The sequence below is a fragment of the Nonomuraea sp. NPDC050310 genome (genome assembly GCF_040655795.1).
Taxonomy (GTDB): domain Bacteria; phylum Actinomycetota; class Actinomycetes; order Streptosporangiales; family Streptosporangiaceae; genus Nonomuraea.
This window is the reverse complement of record NZ_JBFAKP010000003.1, coordinates 468,770-495,025: the sequence shown is the minus strand read 5'-3', so window position 1 is coordinate 495,025 and position 26,256 is coordinate 468,770. Positions and strand designations below refer to the sequence as shown.

The 26,256-nt window shown below is 72.6% G+C and carries 22 protein-coding genes; 12 read left to right on the top strand and 10 right to left on the bottom strand.

All coding sequences use genetic code 11. From position 1 onward, the window contains the following. Window positions 1–197 precede the first annotated feature (197 nt). From AB0I67_RS11940 to AB0I67_RS11930, 3 genes are all read left to right on the top strand, one after another. Window positions 198–626: a hypothetical protein gene (locus AB0I67_RS11940; protein WP_357921612.1), complete on the top strand. Its 429-nt coding sequence runs from the start codon at window positions 198–200 to the stop codon at window positions 624–626. Between the two features lie 98 nt (window positions 627–724). Continuing rightward, complete coding sequence (gene hrpA / locus AB0I67_RS11935; protein ID WP_357921609.1) at window positions 725–4,573, top strand: ATP-dependent RNA helicase HrpA; 3,849 nt, start codon at window positions 725–727, stop codon at window positions 4,571–4,573. 19 nt (window positions 4,574–4,592) lie between these two features. Next, window positions 4,593–5,246, top strand: a complete 654-nt coding sequence (locus AB0I67_RS11930) for an HAD family hydrolase (RefSeq protein WP_357921606.1) — start codon at window positions 4,593–4,595, stop codon at window positions 5,244–5,246. A 100-nt stretch (window positions 5,247–5,346) separates the two neighbouring features. On the opposite strand, the gene AB0I67_RS11925 is transcribed toward AB0I67_RS11930, so the two are convergent. From AB0I67_RS11925 to AB0I67_RS11910, 4 genes are all read right to left on the bottom strand, one after another. After that, a complete protein-coding gene (locus AB0I67_RS11925) occupies window positions 5,347–5,667 on the bottom strand; it encodes a DUF5709 domain-containing protein (protein WP_357921603.1) in 321 nt (106 codons plus the stop codon). Between the two features lie 35 nt (window positions 5,668–5,702). Then, a complete protein-coding gene (locus tag AB0I67_RS11920) occupies window positions 5,703–6,248 on the bottom strand; it encodes a hemerythrin domain-containing protein (RefSeq protein ID WP_357921601.1) in 546 nt (181 codons plus the stop codon). A 41-nt stretch (window positions 6,249–6,289) separates the two neighbouring features. Beyond that, window positions 6,290–7,825, bottom strand: a complete 1,536-nt coding sequence (locus tag AB0I67_RS11915; RefSeq protein ID WP_357921599.1) for a gamma-glutamyltransferase — start codon at window positions 7,823–7,825, stop codon at window positions 6,290–6,292. A gap of 463 nt (window positions 7,826–8,288) precedes the next feature. Beyond that, entirely contained in the window at window positions 8,289–9,299 is a 1,011-nt protein-coding gene (locus AB0I67_RS11910; protein WP_357921596.1) for a hypothetical protein, read from the bottom strand. A 121-nt stretch (window positions 9,300–9,420) separates the two neighbouring features. On the opposite strand from AB0I67_RS11910, the gene AB0I67_RS11905 reads away from it, so the two are divergent. The 3 genes from AB0I67_RS11905 to AB0I67_RS11895 all read left to right on the top strand — a co-directional run bounded on the left by AB0I67_RS11905 (window position 9,421) and on the right by AB0I67_RS11895 (window position 16,224). Next, window positions 9,421–11,511, top strand: a complete 2,091-nt coding sequence (locus AB0I67_RS11905; protein ID WP_357921593.1) for a M6 family metalloprotease domain-containing protein — start codon at window positions 9,421–9,423, stop codon at window positions 11,509–11,511. 63 nt (window positions 11,512–11,574) lie between these two features. Beyond that, entirely contained in the window at window positions 11,575–13,593 is a 2,019-nt protein-coding gene (locus tag AB0I67_RS11900) for an AAA family ATPase (protein WP_357921590.1), read from the top strand. A gap of 99 nt (window positions 13,594–13,692) precedes the next feature. Continuing rightward, window positions 13,693–16,224 carry a tetratricopeptide repeat protein gene (locus AB0I67_RS11895; RefSeq protein ID WP_357921587.1) on the top strand — a complete coding sequence of 844 codons (2,532 nt, stop codon included), beginning with the start codon at window positions 13,693–13,695 and terminating at the stop codon, window positions 16,222–16,224. A 28-nt stretch (window positions 16,225–16,252) separates the two neighbouring features. On the opposite strand, the gene AB0I67_RS11890 is transcribed toward AB0I67_RS11895, so the two are convergent. Continuing rightward, entirely contained in the window at window positions 16,253–17,071 is an 819-nt protein-coding gene (locus AB0I67_RS11890; protein WP_357921584.1) for a hypothetical protein, read from the bottom strand. Window positions 17,072–17,193: 122 nt separating this feature from the next. Here AB0I67_RS11890 and AB0I67_RS11885 point away from each other — a divergent pair, with 122 nt between their 5' ends. Then, entirely contained in the window at window positions 17,194–17,970 is a 777-nt protein-coding gene (locus AB0I67_RS11885; RefSeq protein ID WP_357921581.1) for a tyrosine-protein phosphatase, read from the top strand. Between the two features lie 66 nt (window positions 17,971–18,036). Here the strand turns inward: AB0I67_RS11885 and AB0I67_RS11880 are convergent, their stop codons facing one another. Beyond that, window positions 18,037–18,408, bottom strand: coding sequence for a RidA family protein (locus AB0I67_RS11880; protein WP_357921579.1), 372 nt, complete (start codon window positions 18,406–18,408; stop codon window positions 18,037–18,039). Between the two features lie 53 nt (window positions 18,409–18,461). After that, the gene (locus tag AB0I67_RS11875) at window positions 18,462–19,175 is read right to left on the bottom strand and encodes a VOC family protein (protein ID WP_357921576.1); all 714 of its coding nucleotides are present in this window, start codon (window positions 19,173–19,175) and stop codon (window positions 18,462–18,464) included. Window positions 19,176–19,289: 114 nt separating this feature from the next. Between AB0I67_RS11875 and AB0I67_RS11870 the strand changes: the two genes are divergently transcribed. Continuing rightward, window positions 19,290–20,762, top strand: coding sequence for a serine/threonine-protein kinase (locus AB0I67_RS11870; RefSeq protein ID WP_357921573.1), 1,473 nt, complete (start codon window positions 19,290–19,292; stop codon window positions 20,760–20,762). A gap of 208 nt (window positions 20,763–20,970) precedes the next feature. Here the strand turns inward: AB0I67_RS11870 and AB0I67_RS11865 are convergent, their stop codons facing one another. Beyond that, a complete protein-coding gene (locus AB0I67_RS11865; RefSeq protein WP_357921570.1) occupies window positions 20,971–21,150 on the bottom strand; it encodes a DUF1508 domain-containing protein in 180 nt (59 codons plus the stop codon). A 142-nt stretch (window positions 21,151–21,292) separates the two neighbouring features. On the opposite strand from AB0I67_RS11865, the gene AB0I67_RS11860 reads away from it, so the two are divergent. Continuing rightward, a complete protein-coding gene (locus AB0I67_RS11860; RefSeq protein WP_357921568.1) occupies window positions 21,293–21,577 on the top strand; it encodes a DUF6401 family natural product biosynthesis protein in 285 nt (94 codons plus the stop codon). A gap of 54 nt (window positions 21,578–21,631) precedes the next feature. Here the strand turns inward: AB0I67_RS11860 and AB0I67_RS11855 are convergent, their stop codons facing one another. Then, entirely contained in the window at window positions 21,632–22,501 is an 870-nt protein-coding gene (locus tag AB0I67_RS11855) for a hypothetical protein (RefSeq protein WP_357921565.1), read from the bottom strand. Between the two features lie 134 nt (window positions 22,502–22,635). On the opposite strand from AB0I67_RS11855, the gene AB0I67_RS11850 reads away from it, so the two are divergent. The 3 genes from AB0I67_RS11850 to AB0I67_RS11840 are packed head-to-tail and all read left to right on the top strand — an operon-like array spanning window position 22,636 to window position 25,480. Continuing rightward, window positions 22,636–23,076 carry a hypothetical protein gene (locus AB0I67_RS11850; protein WP_357921562.1) on the top strand — a complete coding sequence of 147 codons (441 nt, stop codon included), beginning with the start codon at window positions 22,636–22,638 and terminating at the stop codon, window positions 23,074–23,076. Between the two features lie 53 nt (window positions 23,077–23,129). Then, window positions 23,130–24,635, top strand: a complete 1,506-nt coding sequence (locus AB0I67_RS11845) for a multicopper oxidase family protein (protein WP_357921560.1) — start codon at window positions 23,130–23,132, stop codon at window positions 24,633–24,635. Continuing rightward, entirely contained in the window at window positions 24,632–25,480 is an 849-nt protein-coding gene (locus AB0I67_RS11840; protein ID WP_357921558.1) for a F510_1955 family glycosylhydrolase, read from the top strand. Before AB0I67_RS11845 ends, AB0I67_RS11840 begins: the two co-directional genes overlap by 4 nt. Here the strand turns inward: AB0I67_RS11840 and AB0I67_RS11835 are convergent. Next, window positions 25,470–26,252, bottom strand: coding sequence for a DeoR/GlpR family DNA-binding transcription regulator (locus AB0I67_RS11835; protein ID WP_357921555.1), 783 nt, complete (start codon window positions 26,250–26,252; stop codon window positions 25,470–25,472). The two genes, AB0I67_RS11840 and AB0I67_RS11835, sit on opposite strands and share 11 nt — an antisense overlap. Window positions 26,253–26,256: the final 4 nt, after the last annotated feature.

The following is a 26,256-nucleotide window of genomic DNA, read 5'->3' as shown; positions in this document are numbered from 1 at the left end:
TCCACCTCCTCCGCTCAGCTAAACACGCGGGACCGGCGACGCGGACCGCTCGCCGGGGGCCGGGCCGGCTTCGCTGTCGCGTTCGGCCGGGGCTCCACTGTGGCGTTCGGCCGGGGCTCCACTGTGGCGTTCGGCCGGGTGACGGGGCGTGTGATACACCTGACGTGCACTTATCCCCTTCCTTCGGATGTCGTCTCATGCGCTGGCCATGGTGGGCTGCGGCCCTGGTGTCGTCCTGCCTGCCGTACCTGCTGCCGGGGCAGGAGGAGAGCTTCGGCTGGTTCGCCTACGGCGAGTGCCGCGGGTTCGGGGCCTACCTGCGCTCGACCGAGGTGCTCCGGCCGCTGACGGCGCTCCCGGCGCCGCTGGTGGTGCTCGCCGCGCTGGCCGCGTGGTGGCTGCTGCGCCGGCGCGGACGGGTGCGGGCGGCGCGCGGGGCGGCCTGGGCGGGAGCGGCGCTGATCGGGGCCTACCCGCTGACCGTGCTCGCGCTGGCGGCCTACGACGCGGTCAACGGGTGCGGCGGGGTGTGGAGCCGGCTGGTCTGGGGGCTCGTCTTCCAGGTGGCCGTGGCGGCGCTGGTCGTGGTGGCGGGAAGCGGCGGCGCCCGGCGCGCGTTGAGGTAGGCGTCGGGACTCGGCCGCGATATTGGGATGCGGTCACCCCCGCCGCCGGTGCACCATGAGCGGTTGGTCCTGCCGCCACGAATATCCTTGAAAGCAACATGGGAACATCCGACCTTCACTCACGCCTGTCCGAGCTGATGCCGCGCGACCAGCGGCGGATTTCGCGCAGGTTGGACGGCATCCGCCGGGTTCGCGGCCGCGAGGCGCGAGAGAAGATCACCGCTGAGATCACCGCCGACGTCGAACGGGCCGAGCAACGCGTCGCCCGCCGCCGCGAGGCCGTCCCGGCGGTCAGCTATCCGGAGAACCTGCCGGTCTCGCAGCGCAAGGACGACATCCTCGCGGCGATCCGCGACCACCAGGTCGTGATCATCGCGGGGGAGACCGGCTCCGGCAAGACCACCCAGATCCCCAAGATCTGCCTGGAGCTCGGCCGCGGCGTCCGCGGCCTGATCGGGCACACCCAGCCGCGCCGCATCGCCGCCCGCACGGTCGCCGAGCGCGTGGCCGAGGAGCTCGGCACCGACCTCGGCGAGGTGGTCGGCTACAAGGTACGCTTCACCGACCAGGGCAGCGACCGCACCCTGGTCAAGCTGATGACCGACGGCATCCTGCTGGCCGAGCTGCAGCACGACCGGATGCTGGAGCAGTACGACACGATCATCGTGGACGAGGCGCACGAACGCAGCCTCAACATCGACTTCATCCTCGGCTACCTCAAGCAGCTCCTGCCCAAGCGCCCCGACCTCAAGGTCATCATCACCTCGGCGACGATCGACCCCGACCGCTTCTCCCGCCACTTCGGCGATGCCCCGATCATCGAGGTCTCCGGCCGGACCTACCCGGTCGAGGTGCGCTACCGGCCGCTCGACGAGGACGACGACCAGGCCCAGGGCATCGTCGAGGCCTGCCGCGAGCTGACCTCGGAGGGTCCCGGCGACATCCTGGTCTTCCTGTCCGGCGAGCGCGAGATCCGCGACACCGCCGACGCGCTGACCAAGGCCGACTTCCGCAACACCGAGATCCTGCCGCTCTACGCCCGGCTGTCGGCGGCCGAGCAGCACAAGGTCTTCCAGCGGCACACCGGCCGGCGCATCGTGCTGGCCACCAACGTCGCCGAGACCTCGCTGACCGTGCCCGGCATCAAGTACGTGGTCGACCCCGGCTTCGCCCGGATCAGCCGCTACAGCCACCGCACCAAGGTGCAGCGCCTGCCCATCGAGGCGATCTCCCAGGCCAGCGCCAACCAGCGCAAGGGCCGCTGCGGCCGCACCAGCGACGGCGTCTGCATCCGGCTGTACGAGGAGGAGGACTTCCTCGCCCGGCCGGAGTTCACCGACCCCGAGATCCTGCGCACCAACCTGGCCAGCGTCATCCTGCAGATGACCTCCATCGGCCTGGGTGACATCGAGGCCTTCCCCTTCGTCGAGCCGCCGGACAAGCGCCAGGTCAAGGACGGCGTCAACCTGCTCCACGAGCTCAACGCCTTCGACGACAAGGGGCAGATCACCCCGATCGGCCGCAAGCTCGCCCAGCTCCCGGTGGACCCGCGGCTGGCCCGCATGGTCCTGGAGGCGGAGAAGAACGGCTGCCTGCGCGAGGTCATGGTCATCGTCTCGGCGCTGTCCATTCAGGACCCGCGCGAGCGCCCGGCCGACAAGCAGCAGCAGGCCGACGAGAAGCACCGCCGCTTCGCCGACCCCGAGTCGGACTTCCTCAGCTACCTCAACCTCTGGACCTACCTGAAGGACAGGCAGAAGGAGCTGTCCTCCAGCGCCTTCCGCCGGATGTGCAAGGCCGAGTTCCTCAACTACCTGCGCGTGCGCGAGTGGCAGGACATCTTCAGCCAGCTCCGCCACTCCCTCGGCGCGCAGCCCAACACCACCGACGCCGAGCCGTACACCATCCACGCCTCGCTGCTGGCCGGGCTGCTGTCGCACCTGGGCGTCAAGGACGTCGTGGACAAGCAGCAGCCCGCCGAGCGCGGGCGCCGGCCGCTGACCGAGTACATCGGCGCGCGCAACGCCCGCTTCGCCATCTGGCCCGGCTCCGCGCTGGCCAAGAAGCAGCCCGCCTGGGTGATGTCGGCCGAGCTCGTCGAGACCTCCCGGCTCTGGGCGCGGGTCAACGCCAAGATCGAGCCCGACTGGGTCGAGCCGCTGGCCCAGCACCTGCTCAAGCGCACCTACTCCGAGCCGCACTGGGAGAAGGACCAGGGCGCGGTGATCGCCCTGGAGAAGGTCACCCTGTACGGCATGCCGCTCGTGGTCGGCCGCAAGGTCAACTACGGCCGCATCGATCCGGAGACCTCCCGCGAGCTGTTCATCCGGCACGCGCTGGTGCAGGGCGAGTGGGACAGCCACCACGCCTTCCTCAAGGAGAACCGCCGCCTCCTGGAGGAGGTCGAGGAGCTGGAGAACCGCGCCCGCCGCCGCGACATCATGGTCGACGACGAGGCGCTGTTCGACTTCTACGACCGCCGGGTCCCGGCCGACGTGGTCTCGGCGCGGCACTTCGACGCCTGGTGGAAGAAGGTCGAGGACAAGACGTCCCTGACCTACACGCCGGAGATGCTGGTCAACGAGAACGCCGACGTCAGCGTCCAGGACTACCCGGACACCTGGCGGCATCTCAACCAGCGGATGAAGCTGACCTACCAGTTCGAGCCGGGCGCCGACGCCGACGGCGTCACCGTGCACGTGCCGCTGCAGATGCTCAACCAGTTCGACTCCGACGGCTTCGACTGGCAGATCCCGGGCCTGCGCGAGGAGCTGGTCACCGCGCTCATCCGCTCGCTGCCCAAGCACCTGCGGCGCAACTTCGTGCCCGCGCCCAACTACGCCAAGCAGGTGCTGGCCGCCGCCAAGCCCGGCCAGGAGCCGCTGCTGGAGGCGCTGGAGCGCGAGCTGCGCCGGCTGACCGGCGTCCAGGTGCCGCGCGACGCCTGGCAGCTCGACCAGATCCCCGACCACCTGCGCGTCACCTACCGGGTCGTGGACGAGCGCAAGCGCAAGCTCGCCGAGGACAAGGACCTCGACACGCTCAAGAAGCGCCTCGCGCCCAAGCTGCGCCAGCGCCTGTCGGCCGCCGCCGACGACCTGGAGCGCACCGGCCTGACCGCCTGGACCTTCGGCACCCTGCCCAAGGTCTTCGAGCAGGGCCGGATGAAGGGCTTCCCCGCCCTGGTGGACGCGGGCGACTCGGTGTCGATCAAGATCTTCGACACCGAGGCCGAGCAGCGCCGCGCCATGTGGACCGGCACCCGGCGGCTGCTCCTGCTCAACGTGGTCAACCCGGCCCGCCAGCTCCTCGGCACCCTGTCCAACCAGGCCAAGCTCGCCCTGTCGCGCTCACCGCACGGCGGCGCGGTGGCGTTGTTCGACGACATCGTCAACGCCGCGGTCGACACCCTCGTGCACGACCTCGGCGGCCCCGCCTGGGACCCGGTCGGCTTCGACCGGCTCTACCAGCACGTGCGCGCCGAGCTCTACGACACCGCGCGCGAGGTGCTGGCCAAGGTCGAGCAGATCCTGTCGGTCTGGCACACCGTCGGCGGCCTGCTCGACGGCGCCCGCGCCACCGAGGCCGCGGCCGACGTGCGCCACCAGCTCTCCACGCTCATCTACCCCGGCTTCGTCACCGCCACCGGCGCCCGGCGGCTGCCGGACGTCTCCCGCTACATCCGCGCGATCGAACGCCGCCTGGTCAAGCTGCCCGACGAGCCCCGGCGCGACCTGGAGTGGATGGACCGGGTGCACAAGGTCGAGGACGACTACCAGGACCTGCTCGACTCGCTGCCGCCCGCCCGCCGCGGCGACCCCGACGTGCGGGAGATCCGCTGGATGATCGAGGAACTGCGGGTCAGCTTCTTCGCCCAGACCCTCGGCACCCCCACGCCCATCTCCGAGAAGCGCATCGCCAAGGCGATGGAGAAGCTCAAGCCCTGAGGATCCGAGGACGGCCAGAATGATCAAAGCTGTGGTGTTCGACGTCGGCGAGACCCTGATCGACGAGACGCGCATCTGGTCCCGCTGGGCCGACCGGCTCGGCGTCACCAGGCTCACCTTCCAGGGCGTGCTCGGCGGCATGGCGGCCCTGGGGCGCTCGCACCGCGACGCCTTCGAGGTGGTGCGGCCGGGGCTCGACGTCGAGGCCGAGATCGAGGCGTGGAAGGCCGACGACCCGGAGGGGCTGCGCAACAACTTCGACGCCGACGACCTCTACCCGGACGTGCGGGAGGGCCTGGCCGCCCTGCGCGCGGCCGGCTTCCAGGTGATCATCGCCGGCAACCAGCCGGTGGAGGCGTTCGAGGCGCTGCGGCTCATGGAACTGCCGGTGGACTCGGTGCACACCTCCGACGGCTGGGGCGTGGCCAAGCCGGCGCCGGAGTTCTTCGCCAAGGTGGCGGCGGTCGCGGGGGTGGCGCCCGGCGAGATCCTCTACGTGGGCGACCGGCTCGACAACGACGTACGGCCCGCGCGCGCGGCCGGGATGCGCACGGCGCTCCTGCGGCGCGGGCCGTGGGGCTTCCTGCACGCCGAGCGGCCGGAGGCGGCCGAGGCCGACCTGGTCCTGGACGGACTGGCCGGCCTCCCGGGCCTGGCTCGCGAGCTCGGCTGACGGGGCGCGCTCGGCTGAGAGCTCGCGCTCGGCTGAGAGCTCGCGCTCGGTCGAGGGCTCGCGCTCAGTGGAGGGCCCGCGCTCGGTCGAGGCCCCGCCCTCAGCGTTCCTTCTCGATGTGGATGGCCCGTTCCTCGGCGGACAGGTCATCCCCGGCCTCGGCCCCCCAGTCCTCGCCCACCAGCTCCGGCTCCACGTCGGGCCCGAGCCCCTCGTCGGGGTCGGTGAGCCGGTGCCCCTCGCGCGGCACCCTGGAGGGTCCGTCGGGCAGCTCCTGGTCGAGCCGCTCGGCGAGCGAGTCACGCTGCCCGTCGTCCACCTGCTCGATCGTGTGGTCGCGGCCGAGGTCGGTGTTCCACTCGGCGTACTCCAGCTCCTGATCGTCGTCGGTGTCGAACGGGTCGTCCGGATTCTTGGTCATACGCGCTCCGTACCCAGAGATCGGCTGGTCTCCCGCTACTTGGACTCGCCGAGAGCCTTGGCCAACTCTTCCTTGGTCATCTGCGAGCGGCCGGGCAGGTCCTGCTCCTTGGCCTGCTCGTAGAGCTCCTCCTTGGTCGGCGCCGCCGCGTGCCCGCGCAGCGCGAGCAGTTCCTCCTCCTCGCGCTCCTTGAACGCCTTGCCGAGCCGCTCCAGACCTTCCTTGCTCATGCTCTTGGCCAGCGCGGGGAGGATCTCGCTCTCCTCCTCCTCGACGTGGTGCGTCACGGCCTCGATCAGCTCGGCCAGCCGTCCGTCGAACTCGGGGCTCGCCGGGTCGGTCTTCTTGAGCGTGTCGAGCAGGACCTCGGCCTCCTTGTGCTCCTCCACGCCGTGGTGGGCCTTCTTGTCGGAGACCGAGTCGTAGACCCGGTCCTCCTCGGCGCGGGCGTGCGCGGTCAACAGCGCGGCCAGTTCGGCCACGTCGGCCGCGCGGTCGCCCTTGTTGGTCTTGAGCCGCTCGAAGAGCGCCTCGACTTTGCGGTGGTCACTGGTGATCAGGGTGATGACGTCGGTTGCCATGGGGGCAGCGCTACCCACGAGGTCCGCCTCCAAGCGTGGGCCTACCGTCCCAGAGCCGCTCCCACCAGCGAACGAGGGTCGGCCGCACCCGCCTGGGCGCCGCTCCCCAGCACGTCGATGAGATGCGCGTGCCCGAAGGAGGACCCGTACGGCAGAGCCGAGACGGGATGGCCGAGCGAGCTCAGCCCGTCCGCCCACGGCGCGCCCGCCTCCAGTTCGACCACGGTCGACTCGGGGGAGTTCCAGGTGTCGAAGCCGGTCGTCGAGCCCAGCCGCCAGCGCGGCGCGGCCACGGCCGTGCCCGGGTCCTGGCCGTACTTCAGCAGCCTGGTGATGATCTGCAGCAGGATCTGCGGCTGCGCGTCGCCGCCCATGGTGCCCACGACCGAGCGCATCGAGCCGTCCGGCCGGGTGATCAGCGCCGGGGTGAGCGTGTGCGGCGGGCGGCGGCCCGGCGCGTACTCGGCCGCGTGGCCGGGCAGCAGGGAGAAGCCGATGCCGCGGTTGTGCAGGTTGATCCCGGTGCGCGGCTCCCACAGGTGGCTGCCGAAGCCGGAGGCGTTGGACTGGATGAGCGAGACGCCCATGCCGTCGCCGTCCACCGCGCACAGGTAGGTGGTGTCGCCCGCCGCGGTCAGGCCGGGCAGCGCGCCGCGGGCGGCCGGGTCGACCAGGGCGCGGCGGCGGGCGATCTCGGCCTCGGTGACCAGGTTCGTGGCGTGCTCGTGCAGCAGCGCGGGGCGGTCGTACCCGGCGACGCGGGAGGCCTCGGCCAGCAGGTGGGCGAAGAGCGTGTCGTCCGGCGAGCCGGGCAGTTCCAGGCCGTCGACCACGCCGAGCGCGAGCAGCAGCAGGTAGCCCTGGGAGTTGGGCGGCATCGACCAGACGTCGTGCCCGAAGGCCCGCACCGACCACGGCTCCACCCAGTCGGCCAGCGGCTTGCCCAGGTCCTCCGGGGCGTACTCGCCGGCGCCGAGCTCCAGCAGGCCCTCGCCGAACTCGCCGCCGTAGAAGCCGTCGCGGCCCTCGCGGGCGATCGCCTCCAGGGTGCGGGCCACGCCGGGCCGCCGGACCAGGTCGCCGGACGCCTTCATCTGGGCGAAGTCGCCGCCGACGAGCTGGCCGGAGGGGGCCAGCAGGGGCGAGGCGGGAAAGCCCTCGGCGGCCAGCCGTACGGCGGGCTCGATCAGGTCGGCGAAGGGCACGCGGCCGTAGCGGGCGTGCAGGCCCAGCCAGCCGTCCACGCAGCCGGGCACCGGGACCGAGCGGATGTCGCGCAGGTGCGGCATCCGCTCGTGGCCCTCGGCGCGCAGCCGTTCGGGGTCGGCGCCGGAGCCGGCGCGGCCGGAGGCGTTGAGCGCGGTGACCGTGCCGCCTGGAGCGCCCGGGTGGACGAGGGCGAACAGGTCGCCGCCCATCCCGCACATGTGCGGCGCGGTGACGGAGAGCACGGCGTTGGTGGCGATGGCGGCGTCGGCGGCGCTGCCACCGAGGTCCAGCGCGCGCACGCCCGCCGCGGAGGCGAGGTGGTCCACGCTGCAAACCATGCCGTAGCGGGCATACCGGGTGTTGAGCACGAAGCTGAGCCTAGGGGCAGACTGCTCTTACCCCAAGCGTGTGGCTCCCGTGGTGTGGGTAGGGGGCCGGACGGATGGGGGAGATGTGGATATGACGTATATGGGAGACGTGACGGTTAGACCACGACCTGAGCAGGTGCGCGAGACGCTGCGTGCCTTCCCGTCCGAGGGACTGATCACCGCGCGGCAGTTCGCCGGTGCCCTCGGCTCGGAGCTGGGCGGAGCCGTGGTGCGGGCGCTGGCCCTCCTGGCCTGCCGGCCGCACGACAGCGTGCGCGCCGCCCGCGAGATCGCGGCCGGCGGAGAGACCCCGTTCGTCCGGCAATGCCTGCTGGAGGGGCTGAGCCTGCCCGGCGCACCGGCCTTCTACGACGACGAGCTGCTCGAACTCGGCGAGGTGGCGCTGGCGGAGCTGTTGCGCCGGCGCGGCTGGGAACTGCTCGACCAGCACCTGGGCGACCCGCTACCGGCGCGGATCCGCCCGGCCCGCTTCCGCTTCGCGGTGCATCCCGTCGGGCCCGCGCACGTCCCGGGGTCCGCGGCGCCGCTTCCCCGGTACCAGGTCCCCAGGCAACGTTCCGGCTCCGGCCAGTCCGCCGCGCACGGTGCCCAGACAGGGCGCTTGGTCGAGCAGCGCGGAGTACGGGTGGCGGCCGCGGGCGTCGAAGACGGCCAGGTCCGCCCGGCTGCCGGGGCCGAGTGAGCCGACGCGGCCGGGCCCGTGGCCGAGCCCGAGCGCCCGCGCCGGCACCAGGGTGAGCGCCTCGACCAGGCGCCCGGCCTGGGTCGGCCGGGCCCGGCGCAGCGTGCCGGCCAGCGGCAGGGACAGGGCGACGGGCTCGCCGTCGTCGAACAGCGGGAGCGGGTCGCCGTCGCCGTGGAAGGCGGGCACCACGCGGCGCAGCCGCAGGAGCTTGCGCTCGCCCGGCCCGAGTCGCCCGGAGCAGGCCACGTGGCAGTGCGGGCCGAGGATGCCGGCGTCGTCGAGCGCCTCCAGCGGGTGGCGCTCCAGGTCGGCCAGCAGCCGCAGGCCGAAGGTGCGGGCCAGGATCGCCAGGTCCTCCTGCACGGCCGGGTCGGGGGAGTGGGCGGCCACGCCGACCGGCTGCTCGGCCTCGCGGATCGCGGTGATCAGGGCGTCGCGCTCGTGCTCCTCCCACGCCTGCTCGGACGGGCACCGTACGTCCAGGTAACGCAGGTCCGGCCCGGAGAGGCCGGCCCGGGTGGTGACCCCGGTGACCGGGGCCGTCGCGAAGGCGTCGACCAGGCCCGGCACGATCAGGCCCCGCCAGTGGATCTCCTCGGCGACCTCGTAGCGGCTCAGCAGCTCCCGGCGCGGGCCGACCCGCAGCACCCGGTCGCCGCGCACCGCCACCGCGCCGCCGCGGACGGGTTCGGACTCCATCGGCGCGACCAGCGGGGCGGAGTGCAGCACGACGGGTAAGCGCGTGCTCAGGGCCTGTCCGGTCGGCATTCGATCTCCCGTGCTTCTTCCCTTCTGGGCATTAAACCGGGGAAGACCGGTGACAGGCGAGAAAGAACGGGCGGATTTCGCCCGTTGATCTCCGACAATCCGCTCTATAGCGTCAGAAGTCGTGACAAGGCCGAAGAAGCCGCTGACGGCGCTCCTGGCGGGATTGGTCGCGATCCCGTTATGCCTGACAGCCACCCCCGCTTCCGCAGATCCGGACCCGGAGCATCCGTGGCGCCAGAACCACTGGCCCCAGACCCAGCCCTGGCAGCAGGACGGCGACACCGCCAAACGCGGGCGTCCCACTGCCGACCTCGAGCCCATCGACCCGCAGAACTGGGAGAACCCCGACCACATGACGTGGGCGGACTACAAGAAGATCCCGGGCACGAACTGGGCCGACCCCGCCGTGAAGGGCTCGGTGCGCACCTTCAAGGGCGCGCTCGTCCTTCTCGACTACCCCAACCAGCCGTTCGTCGTGACCCAGCCCAAGGGCTCGACGATCTTCCGCAACCCGAGCGCCGAAGCGCACGACGTCCCGCGTGAGCAGGTGGCGAAGTTCTACCAGGACTTCCTCAACACCCCCAGCGCGCTCAACCGCGGGCACACCATCCACGAGTACTGGATGGAGGACTCCGGCGGGCGCATCGGCGTCGAGCTGACCGGGTTCGGCCCCTACCAGATGTCCGGCAAGGACCACGAGTACGCCATGGAGATGCAGGGCGGCACCGGCTGCCCGGCCGGCGACACCTGCACCAAGAACCTCCGCACCGAGGGCAACGCGCTGTGGGTCGGCGCGATCGGCGCCGAGGAGGCGGCCAAGTACGACTTCATCTTCTACCTCAGCGCCGGCCAGGACGAGTCGTCCACCTGGCAGGAGTTCGGGATGATGAAGTTCCCGACCCAGGACGACGTCCCGGACGAGTGGGGACCGCCCGACCCGGCGCTGCCGAACTGGGTCCGCACCCGGTACGTGCCCTGGACCTCCTGGCAGGCCGGCTCCACCTTCTGGCCCAACGCCCAGATCGGCGTCGACTCCGTCCAGGCCGAGTCCTCCGGCATGGGCGTCTACGCGCACGAGCTCAGCCACATCCTCGGCGTGCTCGACAACTACAACAATCCCTACGCCAACCCGGTGCGGCGGGCCTATACCGGCATCTGGGAGATGCTCAGCCGCGGCAGCTTCAACGGGCCCGGCGGCCCGCACAGCCGGTGGCTCATCCCGCCCACCGGCGGCGGCTCCATGGGCGCCCAGCACATGCTCCGCAACAAGATCAAGCTTGGCCTGGTGGACGAGAAGCACGTGTTGCGGCTCTCCCGTGAGGCCCTGGACGAGTCCGGCCTGGTCACCGCCCGGGTGACGGCGCGAGCCGTACAGCCGGGGGAGAACGGGCTGGCCGGCATCAACGTCGCCTTCGACGGCCTCGACAAGTCGCCGTCCTGCCGCTGGCAGGAGGACCCGATGTGCGACGGCGGCGGCTACGAGAACTACACCGTCGAGGTCGTCGACCGGATGGGCACCGACTCCTTCACCCCCGACGCCGGCGTGCTCCTGGCCAAGACCAAGAACCGCGACTCCGCGCCGTTCGAGTGGGTGATCGACGCCAACCCGCAGGACATCCAGATGACCGACTACGTCCTGCCGGACGGCACCGCCGTGCCGATCACCATCGGCGACTACCGGCAGCTCTCCGACGCGCTCTTCCACGCCGGCACCGACTCGGGCAGCGAGTACGAGTACGTGGACGAGGCCAACCGCCTGCACTTCTACATCACCGACGTGCACCGCGACCGCCAGGGCGTGCTCAGCTACACCGTCGCCGTCCGCTCCCTGGACGGCGCGGGGCCGCACCGGCGCGGCCTGCGGCTGCTCCCGGCCGCCGGCATCCCCGCCGGCAAGGGCGTCTCGCGCTGCACCTTCCCGCTGTTCAACACCGGCCGGAGCGCCGCCACCCAGGCGGCCCACCCCGAGGACGTGACCGCCTACCTGGGCGGCGACGTCTACCGGCTCTCGGCCAAGGTCGACGGGCGCGGCTGGACGGTCCAGCTCCCCAACGCCCTGGCCGCCGTGGACAACCGGGCCCACGAACTGGTCACCGTCAACGCCGTCCGCGCCGACGGCGGCAGCCGGCTGGCCAAGGTCACGCTGACCGCCACCTCGGAGAGCGACCCGACCAAGACGATGACCGCGACCTGTACCGCAATAGGTCTGTAACCAGTACAAGATGGGGTACGGCTGGCGCCAGCCGTACCCCATTTCCACCCCCTAGCATGAGGTGTGACCATCCCCGGCAGGCACCCCGGCACGCTCCCTGCCGAACCGACGAGCTTCGTCGGCAGGCATCGGGAGAGCCTCCAGCTCGTCCGCCTGCTGCGCGAGTCGCGGCTGGTCACGCTGACCGGCGTCGGCGGCGTGGGCAAGACCCGGCTGGCCTTACGCGTCGCCCGGCTCATGCACGCGCGCTTCCCCGACGGGGCCTGGCTGGTCGAGCTGTCCGCGCTCACCGACCCGCACCTGATCGCGCACACCGTCGTCGCCGCGCTCAGGGTCAGCGAGCCGCGCGTCCGCGACCAGCGCGAGCTCCTGGCCGAGCACCTGCGCGAGCGCACCCTCCTGCTCGTCCTCGACACCTGCGAGCACCTCGCCCAGGCGTGCGCCGACCTGATCGCCGAGCTGCTGCGGGCCGCTCCCGGCCTGTCGGTCCTGGCCACCAGCCGCGTCCCGCTCGGCGTGCCCGGCGAGCGCCGCTACCCGGTCGACCCGCTGCCCGCCGCCGACGCCCTGGCCCTGCTGGACGCCCGCGCACCCGGCCACGGCGACTCCGCCGACGCCGCCCTGCTGGTGACCCGCCTCGAAGGCATCCCGCTGGCCATCGAACTGGCCGCGGTACGGCTGCGCACCCTGTCGCCCACCGAGATCGTCGAGCGCCTCGACGACCGCTTCCACGTGCTGCTCGGCGGCGCCGGCGAGCCCGCCAGGCACCAGACCCTGCTCACCGCGATCGGCTGGAGCCACGAGCTGTGCGAGCCGCTCGAACGGCTGCTGTGGGCCCGGCTGTCGGTCTTCGCCGGCGAGTTCGACCTGGAGGCCGCCCAGACCGTCTGCGGCGACGCCAGCCTGCCCGCCGCGGGCATCGCCGGGCTGCTCAACAGCCTGGCCGACAAGTCGATCCTGACCCGGCTGCCCGAAGGCCGCTTCGGCATGCTCGACACCCTGCGCGACTACGGCGCCGAGTGGTCGCGCCGGCTGGGCGAGGACGGGCTGATGCGGCTCAACCACCGCGACTTCTACCTCGGCCTGGCCCGGCAGTTCGACGACGAGTGGTTCGGGCCCAACCAGCTCGCCTGGTGCCGGCGCATGCGCCGCGACCTGCCCAACCTGCGCAGCGCCATCGACCTGTGCCTGACCCAGACCGCCGAGCAGGACCTCGGCCTCGACCTGGTGGCCCGGCTCGGCTACCTCTGGCAGGCCTGCGGCTACGCCGCCGAGGGCCGCCACCACCTGGCCCGCGCCCTGAGCGCCGCCGGCCACGGCGGGCCCGCGCCGTCGCTGCACCGCGCGCTGTGGGCCGGCGCCTGGCTGGCGAACTTCCAGGGCGACCTCGACGAGGCCGACGACCTGGCCACCGAGTGCCTCACCCGCGCGCTGGCCTCCGGCGACCGCGCCGCGGCCGGCTGGTCCACCGCCTGCTGCGCGATCACCGCCATCTACCTCGGCCGCATCCAAGAGGCCTTCGCCCTCTACGAGCGGGCCGAGGCCCTGCACACCGACGGCGGCGACCGCGGCGCGGGCCTGGCCTACGCGCTGATCGGCCAGGCCTACCTCCACCACGAGCTGGGCCGGCCCGAGGAGGCCCTGGCCGTCCTCGCCCGGCAGCGGCGGATCAGCGCCGAGCACGGCGAGATCTGGCTCGACTCCTACGGCGACTGGATCCGCGCCCTCATCGAACTCGACCGGGGCAACCCGGCCGGGGCCGACGAGTGCGCGCGCGGCACCCTGTGGGTCAAGCACCACCTGTTCGACACCCTCGGCATGACCTTCACCCTCGGCACCCTCGCCGGCTGCGCCGCCCAGCTCGGCCAGGCCGAACGGGCGGCCCGGCTGCTGGGCATCGTGGCGCTCGCCGAGCACACCTACGGCCTGCGCACCTCGGTGGCCCAGCTCGAAGTCATGCGCAAGCGGACCGAACGCGAGGTCCGCGCGGTCATGGGCGGCAGCGCCTTCGCCACCGCCTACATGGACGGCTTCGCGCTCTCCATCGAGCAGGCCGTCCGCTACGCCGTGGAGGCCAAGTAACGCGGGCGTTCTCCGGGCCCTCTTCTCCGGGCCCTCGGGGCAGAATGGAGTCGGACTCACTCAGGCGGTCCCGCGGGGGAGCCGCCGGGAAAAGGAGCGATGACGGGACCCTTACCGGCCGCCACGGGGAAACGGAAGCCGGCCCGCCGGCGCGTACGGCTGGCCGCACCACTGGCCGCGGGGGCGGCCGCCGGCGCGGCGAGCATCCTGGCCGCCTCCCTCGAATGGGACATCCCGGTCGGCGCCAAGATCGGCGTGACCCTCGCCGCCGCCCTCCTGGTCGGCCTCACCACCTGGGCGACCACCGGCCAGCGGGCCGTCGAGAGCGACGCCGGGGAGCCCGCCGCGCTGCCCGCCCCCGAGCAGTGGCCGCCCGGCCCCGAACACTTCACCGGCCGCCGCGAGGCCCTCGCCGAGCTGCACCGCGTCTTCGACGAGCACGGCCGCCGGGTCACCCCGCTGGTCGTCTCTGTGTACGGCAGGGGCGGCGTCGGCAAGTCCGCGCTGATGGCGCGCTTCGGCCAGGAGATCGCCGACTGGTTCCCCGACGGCCGCCTCTACGCCGACCTGCGCGGCGCCGCCGACTCGCCGATCCGGCCCGAGGAGGTGCTGACCGGCTTCCTGCGCGCCCTCGGCGTCCGCCTCACCACCGACCCCGGCGGCACGGAGGACCTGCGCAAGCTCTGGCGCACCTGGACCAAGGGCAAGCGCATCCTCATCGGCCTCGACAACGCCCGCGACGGCGACCAGGTCCGCACGCTCATCCCCGCCGAGGCCGGCTGCGCGGTCATCGTCACCTCGCGCCAGCCGCTCTTCCTGATGAACGCCTTCGACACCCAGCTCTCGGTCTTCAGCGAGGCCCAGGGCGTCGAGCTCCTGGCCCGGCTGGCCGGCGGCGCCCGCGTCGCCGACGACCTGCCCGCGGCCAAGGAGATCGTCCAGCTCTGCGACCACCTGCCGCTGGCCATCGGCATCTGCGGCGCCCGCCTGGCCACCCGGCCCGCCTGGAGCCTGCGCCAGCTCGCCGACCGGCTGCGCGACGCCCGCCGCCGCCTCGACCAGCTCGAACTGCCCGGCTCCATCGACAAGAGCGTGCGCGCCTCGGTCCAGCTCAGCTACGACGACTGCACCGGCATCCAGCGCCGCCTGCTGCGCCTGCTGTCCGGGCTCACCGCCCCCGACGTGCCCGGCTGGGTCGCCGGCGAGCTCCTCGACGTCTCCGAGCTCGACGGCGCCGACCAGCTCGAAGCCCTCATCGACACCCAGCTCGCCGAGTCCTCCGGCACCGACCAGACCGGCGCGCTCCGCTACCGGCTGCACGACCTCGTCCGCGTCTTCGCCCAGGAGCTCGCCACCGACGACGACCGGCTGCGCCCCGCCGTCGAACGGGTCGTGTACGGCTACCGCCGCCGCGCCGAGGAAGCCGCCCAGGACCGCTGGCCGCAGGACTGGGGCCGCACCGGCCGCCGCTCCGACGGCCTCGGCCAGGCCCGCGCCGCCGCCTGGCTCAACGCCGAACGGCTCAGCGTGGTCGCGATGGTCACCCTGGCCCGCGACCTCAAGCTCTGGGACCACGCCTGGGGGCTGGCCCGCGCCTTCAACTCGCTGTGCCACTCGATGCGGGCCTACTGGGTCGACTGGCGCGAGGTCGCCGAGATCGCCTGCGAGGCGGCCGAGAAGACCGGCGACCGGCGCGCCCTGGCCATCTCCCTGCTCGACCAGTCCGCCGCGCTCGGCGGCTTCGGCGCGCACGACCGGGCCCGCGCCTGCGCCGAGGAGGCCCTGGAGATCTTCGAGGAGCTCGGCGAACGCTGGTGGGCCGCCCGCGCGATGCGGACCGTCGGGATGGCGCTGTTCAACGACGGGCACCTCGACCGGGCCCAGGTCCACCTGCTGGACGCCATCGCCTCCTTCCAGACCGCCGAGGACCCCTGGTGGACCGCCCGCACCCGGCGCAACCTCGCCGAACTGCGGTTGGCGCAGCGGCGCTACGACGAGGCGCGCGAACTGCTGGAGGACGCGCTGCGGGTGTTCGAGAGCGAGGGCAACCGCTACTCCGAGGCGCAGACCCTGCGCGCCTACGGCGAGGTGCTCGGCGCCCAGGCCCGCGCCCTCAACCGGGAAGGCGCCGGGCACGCCGCGCGCGAGCTGTTCGCCCTGGCCGGGTTCAACCTCGACCGGGCCGCCGAGATGTTCCGCCGCCGGGGCGAGGACTGGGAGGAGGCCCGCTGCCTGCGCGCCGCCGGCGGCGTGGGCAACCCGGACAACCGGCTCCAGGAGCTCGCCTTCGTCCAGGAGGCCGAGGCGATGCTCACCGCGCTCGGCGACTCCTGGGGAGTCGCCAGGACCACCCTGTCCACCGGCCGCGCGCTGGCGCGGCTCCAGCGGTGGGAGGAGGCCTTCACCGCGCTGGGGCGGGCGGTCGAGGCCTTCGAGGCGCTCGACGACCGGTGGTGGAAGGCGCGGAGCCTCACCTACCTGGGTGAGGCACGACTCGACTCGGGGGGCGGGGCGCTTGCCGTACCGGACCTGGAGGAGGCCCGGGAGCTCTATCGGACGCTGGGGAACGAGGCGGGCATGCGCCGCACCCTCGAACTCCTGCGCCGCGCCGAAACCCAGACCGCCGGCTGAACCGTCCGGCCGGGGTCGTGCCCGGCGGTCACTTGTCCAGCGGCTGGCGCATCAGGTGGCCGGCGGCGAGCTTGGCCTGGTCGATGCTCTCCTCGAACATCCGCCGCGCGCTGGCCGCCTGCTCGGCCAGCTCCCTGATGTGCGCCCGGGCCATGTCGTCCTGCACCGTGTCGGCCACCAGCGCCTGGTAGTCGGGCGTGCGCGCGGCCAGCGCCTCCAGCCGCCGGTGCACCCGGAAGACCTCGTCGGCCTTGCGCACCTGCACCGCGTACCGTTCCAGGTTCTTCACCCGCTTGGACAGCGACGTCCACGCCGCGTCCAGCGCGCTGGAGTACGGCTTGAACGCCTCGTCCATGCCCGGCGGCAACTCCTTGGGCACCAGCTTGCCGTGCTCGTGGTGCATCGCGCTCAGCCGGGCCAGCCGCGTGGCGATCTGCCACACCTCCTCGGGCAACGTCACCCGGTTGTCGATCGTGTCGATGTACCCCGCCCGGTTGACATCGGAGGCGAGTACGGCGTCCGCGGCGTCCTGCGCGCGCTTGAGCAACTGCTGGCACGGATAGTCGAGGTCCGACGGCAACACGAACCGGTCGGCGTTCTCGTAGGCCAGCTTCAGCCTGCGCCGCGCGCTGCGCCCGTTCAGGTCGGTCGCCATCCACCGCAGCAGCAGGATCAGCGACATGCCCACCCCCGCCACCATCGCGCCGCCCAGATCCGTCATCATCCAGATCAGCAGCAGGAACCCCGGCAGGATGAACAGCAGCGCCAGGCTCTTCTCCGAACCGGCGTCCCGGCCCTGCCGGGCCTGGTACAGGAAGTGCGGACTCTCGCGAAGAAGGACGGACACCTGCGGCTCCAGGGACGGATCAACCACCAGCCGCGGCGGCAACCTACGCGGATCCACCTGACCTCCCTTCGCCTCTGTTTCTTCATACTGCGTTATGAATCGTCTGGTTAGGGTGGAGAGCGATGAAGAACTTGCAGAGATGGATCGAGCTCGAAGGCGCCGTCAACGTCCGCGACCTGGGCGGCCTGGAGACCACCGACGGCTCCGCCACCGTCCACGGCCGCATCCTCCGATCGGACAACCTCCAAGGCCTCACCCCCGCCGACATCGCCACTCTGGTCGAGACCCACAAGGTACGGCACGTCGTCGATCTCCGCTCAACCGCCGAGGTCACCCTCGAAGGGCCCGGCCCGCTCACCACGGTGCCAGAGGTCACCATCCACCACCACACCCTCTTCGCCGAGGGCGGCCGCTACACCGACGTCGAGGCCGACCGCGTCCTGCCCTGGCAGGACCGCGCCGCCGACGACGAACTGCGGGTCACCGGGTTCTACTACGGCTACCTGCGCGACCGGCCCGACTCCGTCGTGCGTGCCCTGCGCGTCATGGCGCACGACGACGGCGCGGTCATCGTGCACTGCGCCGCCGGCAAGGACCGCACCGGCGTGCTGTGCGCCCTGGCCCTCACCGTCGCCGGCGCCACCCGTGAGGCGATCCTGGCCGACTACGTGGCCACCGGGGACCGGCTGGAGCGGATCCTGGTGCGGCTGCGCGCCAGTGACACCTACCGCCGCGACCTCGACTCCCGCCCCGCCGACGACCACCTGCCCCGGCCGTCCTACATGGAGCACTTCCTCGACATCCTCGACACCCGCTTCGGGGGGCCGCTGGGCTGGCTCGACGCCCACGGCTGGACCCCGGACGACACCACCGCCCTCCGCGCCCGCCTCCTGTCCTAACCCAGGTGCCGCCCACCCGCGCGGCACCGGGGTCGCCGCGCGGCGCCCCCAGGCCACGGACGGGGGCTAGCGGGCGGCGATGGCCTCGATCTCCAGGAGCCAAGCCTCCTCGTAGATCCCGGTGATGACGACCGTGAGGGCGGGGGCGTGGTCGCCGAGGATCTCCCGGCGCAGGGCCGAGTTCTCCGCCCGGTACGCCCGGTCGCCGAGGAACGTGGTGACCTTGACCAGGTCGGCCAGCGTCATGTCGTGCTGCGCCAGGACGTCGGCCACGTTGGCCCAGACCTGACGGCACTGGGCCGCGAAGCCCTCGGGCACGCTGCCGTCGGGAGCCACGGGGATCTGCCCGCTGAGGTGCACCACGCGGGCAGGGGAGGTGATCTCGTACGAGTGGACGTACCCGCCGCCACCGGGCACCACGGGTCCAGGGGTGATCATGCGGGAATGATCACAGCGTCCGGGTCCGACGGCAACCGGTTTGCCGGCCAGGCTCAGAGGGTGAGGTCGAAGGGGTGGCCCACCGGGTCGGCGAAGGTGCGGAACTGGTCGGAGTCGCCGTCGAGCAGGGTGGCGCCCAGCTCGAGGGCCAGCGCGTGCCCGGCCTCGAGGTCGTCCACGAGGATGTCGAGGTGCGCCTGCTGCGGGTGGGCGGGATCGGGCCAGCGGGGCGCGGTGTAGCCGGCGACCTCCTGGAACATGAGGCGCTTGCCGTACCCGGAGATGAGCAGGCCCTCGGGCCCGTCGTAGGTGACCTCCATGCCCAGCAGCGCCGAGTAGAACCGGGCGGAGCCGGCGGCCGACGGCGTGTCGAAGGTGACGGCGAAGAGGGAGACGCCGGGGCCGTGGCCGTCCTTCTGGCAGAGGTCGATGGGGTGCCCGGCGGGGTCGGCGAGGGTGATCCAGGTGGGACCGTCGGCCAGGTGGGTGGCGCCGAGGGCGAGGGCCCGGGCGGCGGCGGCCTGGTGGTCGTCGACGAGGAGGTCGAGGTGGACCTGCTGGGGCCGCTCCTGACCGGGCCAGCTCGGCGGCCGGTGCTCGGGCACGAGCTGGAAGGCGATCTCCTGGCCGTCGGGGGCCTGGAGGGTGATCCAGTCGGTGATCCGGCGGACCACCTGCCAGCCGGTGAGCTCGCGGTAGAAGGCGGCGACCCGCTCGATGTCGGCGGCGTCGAAGGCGACGAGTTCGAGACGTCCTGCGGTGGTCATGGGGCCATGATGCGCTACGCCTCCGACAGAATCCCGCCGCGCCCGGGGAACCCGCGTTCGGGTATTTCGCCACATCGGTGCGTGAAGAAGGAGATCGCGGGTAGCCAGGCTTTCATGTCCAAGCTCCTCGCCGGCCGCTACCGGCTCCTCACCAAGCTGGGACACGGCGGCATGGGCACGGTCTGGCGCGGACGTGACGAGCTGCTCGACCGGGAAGTCGCGATCAAGGAGATCAACCGGGGGCAGAACGCCACCGACGACGAGCTGATGGTCCGGCGCAGCCTGCGCGAGGCGCGCATCGCCGCCAGGCTGAGCCATCCGAACATCGCCGACGTCTACGACGTGATCGAGGAGGACGCCCGGCCCTGGATCATCATGCGGCTGGTGCCGTCCCGCTCCCTGGGGCAGGTGATCGCCGAGGACGGCCCGCTGCCGCACGCGGTCGCCGCCCGGGTGGCGCTGGACATCCTGGCCGCGCTGGAGGCGGCGCACGCGGCGGGGATCGTGCACCGGGACGTGAAACCGGACAACATCCTCATCCCCGAGTACGGCGGAGCCGTCCTGACCGACTTCGGCATCGCGGCGTCCGGCGACGACGACTGGGCGCTCACCCGCACCGGCGCGGTGTTCGGCACCCCGGCGTTCATCGCCCCCGAGCGGGCGACGGGGGAGGGGGCCGATCCGGCGTCCGACCTGTGGTCGCTCGGAGCGACCCTGTACACGGCGGTCGAGGGGCGGCCGCCGTTCGCCAAGCGGAACGGGATGGCGACCCTGCTGGCGGTGGTGACCGAGGAGCCGGAGCCGTTCCAGCGGGCCGGCGTCCTGGCGCCGGTGATCAGCGGGCTGCTGCGCAAGGACCCCGGGGCCCGGCTGGGCATCGGCCAGGCCCGGGTCCTGCTGGGCGCGGTGCTGGCCCTGGCCCGTACCGGCGACAGCGGGGCCACCGCGGCCGAGGCCGGGAGCGGCGGACCGGCCCTGGCCGGGGCTTCGGCGCCCACCGGTGCCGCGCCGGCCCTGGCGGGGGTCTCGGTGGCGACCGGGGTTGCGGCGGTCGTGGACGAGGATTCGCTGGCCCGGGTGTCGACCGGGGCGCTGGCGGGCGCGGTCGGGGTGGCGCCGGTGCCGCGCTGGCTCGACGGGCTGCGGCTCCGGACCAGGCAGGCGGTGGTGGCGGGCGCGGTGCTGGCGGTGGGGGCGGCGGCGGCTCTGGCCCTGGAGCGGCCGGCCGTACCGCGGCAGACCGAGATCGCCAAGGCGGCCGTGCCGTCCGTGGAGCAGCCCGTGGAGCAGCCCGTGCAGGAGCACGGGGCCGAGCCGGAGGAGGAACCCCGGCTGGCCGTTCCGATCAAGCGGACCGAACGGGTGGAGGAACGGCCCACCCCGGGCAAGGGCGGTTCCAGGGACACCACCCGGCCGCGGCGGTACGGGAACGGCTTCGTCGCGCCCGACCCGGGCGGCACCACGGTGACCATGACCAGCGACTCCGGCCGCGACCCAGGCTGGTCGGGCCCGGGCGGCAACGACAAGCCCGGCAAGGACAAGAAGGGCAAGGGCAACCGGGGCCGCGGCGACTCCGGACGCGGCTGACCCCCCACGCCCTCAGGCTCCCAGACCTTCAAGCCTCCGGGCCCCGGACCCTCACGTCCCCAGGCCCCCAGACCCTCAAATTCCCAGGCTCTCAGGCCCCCAGACCCTCACGTTCCGGGAGAAAAGCCGGCGCCCGGCGACCCCCACGTGATCACGATCGTGGAGCTCGCCGGGCGCCGGCGAATCACGGGTGCGAGAGTGAGATAGGTCACCCGTCGGTCTGGTCGTCGAGCGGAGCGGAGGCGTTCGAGCGGACCGAATCGATGCCCTTCAACGCCCCTGCCTTGGTCTTGTAGGACTCGCTCGTGGCGATAATCTCCCCGTTCCCGGCGACGAGATTGAACCGGAACCCGGCGGAGGTCTTCTTCAGCACATAGCGCGCTGCCATGATCAAGCCTTCCTCGAAGTGGATCGTGGTCCGTACCCCTCTTTCCCGGACCGGCCTCCGTATGCTTACGAGTCGCTTATCGTGGCGGTCGTATCGGTCGGGTGCGAGTGTTTCGAGGCGCGTGGTGTCGGATCTTCTGTGGGTGGGGCGAGTCCGGGCGGAGTTCGCCCAGTGGGTGCTGGATCTGCAGGCGGATCATCCGGGCGTCACCGCCCTCCTCGACCAGCACATGGCCGCGGTCCGGCAGGCGATCACCTCGCTGGGGGAGCAGCTCAGCCCGCCCGCGCTGATCGGCTACCTGATCGGGTTCTGGGACGGCGCCCACGAGAAGGGCTGGCGGGTCCCCGACCAGGGCGAGCCGCTGGACTTCGCGACGTTGCGGATGAGCGCGGTCTGCCTGATGCTCGAACCCGCGCCCACGCACTGACGGGTGACATGAGAGATGCCCGGCCGTGACCGGCCGGGCATCCCCGCGTGCCGGTCACAACTCGCCGGGCCGCCGCTCCGACGGGTAGCGCGGCACTTCCTGCGTGTCGCCCGGGGCCGGGCCGGCGGTCGAGGACGGGCTCGCCCCCGAGCCGGGACCCGCGGGCGCCGAGGCCGGGGCGGGACGCGGCGCGGCCGGTTCGGTCTCGGCCATCGCGTCACGGCGTCCACGGTCGTAGGTCGCCGCCTGGGTCTTCAGCGCGCTGGTCTCCTCCTCGGCGCGGTTCAGCCAGCCCTCCCAGCGCTGCTGCATGGGCTTGACCAGGCCGCCGCCGACGCCGACGATCAGGATTCCGGCCACCGCGGCCAGGAAGGCGATCAGGATCGGCGTGGTCACCGTGGTGGCCACCTCGATCTGGTTCAGCGCGGCGATCACGCCGAGGGCGAGGATGAACACCGAGGCCAGCGTGGCCAGCGTGTTGCCGTAGGACAGCCCGCCGAGCGCGGAGCCGACCAGGTCCTTCACCGCCTTGGCGATGGCCGCCGCCACGACGACGATGACCAGGGCCACGGCCAGCTTCGGCAGCCAGGCCACGACGTTGCCCAGCAGCGTGCTGATCGGATTCGGCCCGAACACCGAGAACGAGATCTGCAGCGTGATCAGGAGGACGGCATAGTAGACGAGCTTGGCGACCAGGCCTGATGCGTCGTACTTGCTGCGCGAGAGCATCCGCCCGATGCCGCCGCGCTCGACCCAGCGGTCGAACCCGACCCGGCCCAGGAGCGCGTTCACGCCTTTGGCCAGCAGCTTCGCGATCAGCCAGCCCACCAGCAGGATCACCAGGAAGGCGATGAACTTCGGGACGAAGGTGGCGATCGACGACCACGCGTCGGTTAGGCCCCTCCGCCAATCATCGGGATTCATGGCTGAGAATCCTCCTCAATCGTAATCGAACGGGGTATTCACCTGGACTGCCCGCTCCCGTGGTAACTATGCGTTAAGGGTGGTGACGGTAGTCCCAGGTAATCCCAGGTACCGCCGGGGAGTATGGTGGCTGCGTGCGGGATTGGGACCACCTCCGGAGCGGCGGGCACGTGCTGCCGAGGTGGCTGCTGCTCGCCGCGGTCCTGCTGGGCCTGGGTTTGAGCCAGGCGACCGCGCATTTCTGCGCCGCTCCGGCCGCCGCCGAGGCTGTGGCCTGCGCGCATGCCGTACCTTCCGGAAGTGCGGTAAACGCCGCGGAAGGCAAGATCGGCCCACATCCGGCCCAACAAGCACCCTCGATCGCGCCAGGAACCTCACCCGGCGGCGACGAGCTCGTCGTGGTCTGCCTGGCCGCGCTCGGAGCGCTGGCCGCCGCGGCCGTGCTGCTGCTCCTGGGCCCGGCCATGGCTCCGACCAGGGCCTCAACGCCCGACCGGCCGGTACGGCTGCCGCCGTCGCGGGGTTCGCCCGCCTTCGCCCTGACCCTCCGGCGCACCACGGTTCTGCGGATCTAGAAGCTCGCCGCCAACGACGATCTTCCAGACTTTCGACGAACCGTGAGCGATCCATGACCAGAATCGATCGACGGTTCCTCCTGCGCGGCGCCCTGGCCGCCGTGGGAGGAGCCCTGCTGGGCGCGTGCGCCCCCGGCACCACCCTCGTCCAACCGGCCGGCCCCGAGGTGCGGGCCGCCGAGCAGGCCCGCCGCCCCGGCCGGGCCCGCGAGTTCGTGATCACCGCCCGGCAGGGCCGCGTCGACCTCGGCGGCCCTGTGGTGGACACCTGGCTGTACGGCGAGCGCCTGCCCGGCACGCCGGTCCAGGTCACCGCCGGCGAGCGGGTGCGGGCCCGGCTGCGCAACGAGCTGCCCGCCGAGACCACCGTCCACTGGCACGGCCTGGCCCTGCGCAACGACGCCGACGGCGTCCCCGGCGTCACCCAGCCGCCGGTGGCCGCGGGCGCCGAGCACCTGTACGAGTTCACCGCCCCGCACCCCGGCACCTACTGGTTCCATCCCCACCACGGCACGCAGCTCGACCGCGGCCTGTACGCGCCGCTGATCGTGGCCGACCCGGCCGAGCCGCTCGGCTACGACCACGAGTGGACGATCGTCCTCGACGACTGGATGGACGGCGTCACCGGCACCCCTGACGAGGTGCTCGCCGAGCTGAGCGCGATGTCCGGCGGCGAGGGCGGGCACGGCGGCCACAGCATGCCCGCGCCAGGCCCTTCGGCGAGCCCGAAATGGCCGCACATGATGATGAACGCCGAGAGCGACCTGCTCGGCGGCGACGCCGGTGACGTGCGCTACCCGCACTTCCTGCTCAACGGCCGCGTCCCGGCCGCGCCGGAGACCCTCACCGTCACGCCGGGCGCCCGCGTGCGGCTGCGCGTCGTCAACGCCGGGGCCGACACCGCCTTCCGGCTGGCCCTGGGCGACCACCCGCTGACCGTCACGCACGCCGACGGCTTCCCTGTCACGCCGGTCGAGACCGACGCGCTGCTATTGGGCATGGGCGAGCGCTACGACGTCCTGGTCACCGTCAAGGACGGCGCCTTCCCCCTGGTCGCCGAGGCCGAGGGCAAGCGCGGCCTGGCCCGGGCGATCCTGCGCAGCTCGCCGTCGGCCGCGCCGCCCGACCCGGAGGCCCGGCCCGGCGAGAGCGCCGCCCGCCTGCTCACCTACGACCAGCTCGAACCGCTGCCTGCCGTACGGCTGGCGCCGCGGAAGCCCGACCGCACGCTGACCCTGCGGCTGACCGGCACCATGGCCCGCTACGACTGGGCGATCAACGGCAGAACGTACGACCCCGAGGTCGTCGAGCCGATCTCGGCGGGCGAGCGGGTGCGGTTGTCGTTCGTCAACGACAGCCTGATGTGGCACCCGATGCACCTGCACGGCCACACCTTCGCGCTGCCCGGCGGCGCCCGCAAGGACACCGCGATCGTGCTGCCCGGCAAGCGGCTCGACGTGGACTTCGACACCGACAACCCGGGGATCTGGATGATCCACTGCCACAACCTCTACCACGCCGAGGCGGGGATGATGAGCCTGATCGGATACCGCCGATGAGCCGCCGCGCGACCCTTTCCCTGGCCCTGGCCCTGGCCTTGACCCTGCTGGCCGGCTGCGCCGCCGAGACCCCACCGGCCACCGCGCCCGCGGCGGCCGATCCCGGGCACATCCACGGCCTCGGCGCCGACCCGGCCACCGGCAAGATCTACGTCGCCGGGCACTTCGGCCTGTTCACCCTGGAGGGCGGCCGGCCGCAGCGGGTGGGCGACGGCACCGCCGACCACATGGGCTTCACCGTCGCCAGCCCGGGCACCTTCTACGCCAGCGGGCACCCGCCCGCCGACCGGATCGCCGCCGGGAGCGCTCCGCACCTCGGCCTGATCCGCTCCACCGACGCCGGACGGAGCTGGACGCAGGTCGCGCTGGCCGGCACGGCCGACTTCCACGCGCTCCAGGTGGCGGGGGAGCGGGTCTACGGCTACGACAGCCAGACCGGCAAGGTGTGGCGCGGCGAGGGCGGCAAGCTGGTCGCGGCCGGTCGCCTCGACCTGCTCGACCTGGCCGCGGGCGCCGACGACCCCGACCGGCTGCTGGCCACCACCCCCGACGGGGTCAAGGTCAGCACGGACGGAGGCGAGCGCTTCGAGCCGCTGGCCGGCGCGCCGCTGCTGTCGTTCGTGGATGTGACCGGCAGGGACGCGCTCACCGCGATCGCCCCCGACGGGCGCATCCACGCCAGCACCGATGGCGGCAGGACCTGGCGCGCGGGCGGACGGCTCGACCAGCAGGCGGTCGCCTTCACCGCGGTCAGCGCCACCCACCTGCTGGCCGCCGCGATGGACGGCTCCGTCCACGAGTCGACGGACGGGGGAGCGAGCTTCCGCGCCATCCTCAGACCGTGACCACCTTCACCCCGGCGTCGGCCAGCCTGCGCAGCAGGTCGTCCGGCGCCGTGGAGTCGGTCACCAGGACGTCGATCCGGCCCAGCGGGCAGATCCGGGCGAAGGCCCGCCGGCCCAGCTTGGAACCGTCCGTCACGACGATCACCTGCCGGGCCTTCAGCGCCATGAGCTGGTTGATCGCCGCCTCGGCCTCGTTGTGCGCGCTGGCTCCGTGCTCCACGTCCAGCGCGTCGACGCCGAGCACCGCCACGTCCAGCGCGACCTCCTCCAGCATCCGCATCGCGACCGGCCCCACCAGCTCGTAGGACTGCGTGCGGGCCGAGCCGCCGGTCGTCACCACGTGCAGATGGGGACGGACGACCAGCTCGTGGGCGATGTTGAGCGCGTTGGTGACCACGGTGAGCGCGGGGCCGCGCTGGTCGGGCCGCACGTCGCGGGTGGCCAGCGCCCGCGCCACCTCGGTCGTCGTCGTGCCGCCGTTCAGCCCCACGGTCGAGCCCTCCGGCACCAGCGCGGCGGCCGCGGCCCCGATGCGCTGCTTCTCCGGCGCGTGCTGGGCGACTTTGTACAGCAGCGGCAGGTCGTAGGAGACGCTGTGCGCCACCACCCCGCCGCGGGTGCGGGTGAGCATCTGCCGGGTGGCCAGCTCGTCGAAGTCGCGCCGGATCGTCGCCGTCGAGACCCCCAGGCGCTCGGCCGTCTCGACCACGTCGAGCTGGCCGCTCTCGGCGAGCAGCTCCAGGAGCACGTTCCAGCGTTCGTACCGGTTCACGGGC

Excerpts from the sequence above, each read along its gene's own strand:
- AB0I67_RS11910 (WP_357921596.1), bottom strand. The coding sequence starts at position 9,299 with ATGCCGACCGGACAGGCCCTGAGCACGCGCTTACCCGTCGTGCTGCAC.
- AB0I67_RS11930 (WP_357921606.1), top strand. The coding sequence starts at position 4,593 with ATGATCAAAGCTGTGGTGTTCGACGTCGGCGAGACCCTGATCGACGAG.
- AB0I67_RS11870 (WP_357921573.1), top strand. The coding sequence starts at position 19,290 with ATGTCCAAGCTCCTCGCCGGCCGCTACCGGCTCCTCACCAAGCTGGGA.
- AB0I67_RS11880 (WP_357921579.1), bottom strand. The coding sequence starts at position 18,408 with ATGATCACCCCTGGACCCGTGGTGCCCGGTGGCGGCGGGTACGTCCAC.
- AB0I67_RS11940 (WP_357921612.1), top strand. The coding sequence starts at position 198 with ATGCGCTGGCCATGGTGGGCTGCGGCCCTGGTGTCGTCCTGCCTGCCG.
- AB0I67_RS11875 (WP_357921576.1), bottom strand. The coding sequence starts at position 19,175 with ATGACCACCGCAGGACGTCTCGAACTCGTCGCCTTCGACGCCGCCGAC.
- AB0I67_RS11855 (WP_357921565.1), bottom strand. The coding sequence starts at position 22,501 with ATGAATCCCGATGATTGGCGGAGGGGCCTAACCGACGCGTGGTCGTCG.
- AB0I67_RS11920 (WP_357921601.1), bottom strand. The coding sequence starts at position 6,248 with ATGGCAACCGACGTCATCACCCTGATCACCAGTGACCACCGCAAAGTC.
- AB0I67_RS11925 (WP_357921603.1), bottom strand. The coding sequence starts at position 5,667 with ATGACCAAGAATCCGGACGACCCGTTCGACACCGACGACGATCAGGAG.
- AB0I67_RS11895 (WP_357921587.1), top strand. The coding sequence starts at position 13,693 with ATGACGGGACCCTTACCGGCCGCCACGGGGAAACGGAAGCCGGCCCGC.
- AB0I67_RS11865 (WP_357921570.1), bottom strand. The coding sequence starts at position 21,150 with ATGGCAGCGCGCTATGTGCTGAAGAAGACCTCCGCCGGGTTCCGGTTC.
- AB0I67_RS11840 (WP_357921558.1), top strand. The coding sequence starts at position 24,632 with ATGAGCCGCCGCGCGACCCTTTCCCTGGCCCTGGCCCTGGCCTTGACC.
- AB0I67_RS11885 (WP_357921581.1), top strand. The coding sequence starts at position 17,194 with ATGAAGAACTTGCAGAGATGGATCGAGCTCGAAGGCGCCGTCAACGTC.
- AB0I67_RS11845 (WP_357921560.1), top strand. The coding sequence starts at position 23,130 with ATGACCAGAATCGATCGACGGTTCCTCCTGCGCGGCGCCCTGGCCGCC.
- hrpA (WP_357921609.1), top strand. The coding sequence starts at position 725 with ATGGGAACATCCGACCTTCACTCACGCCTGTCCGAGCTGATGCCGCGC.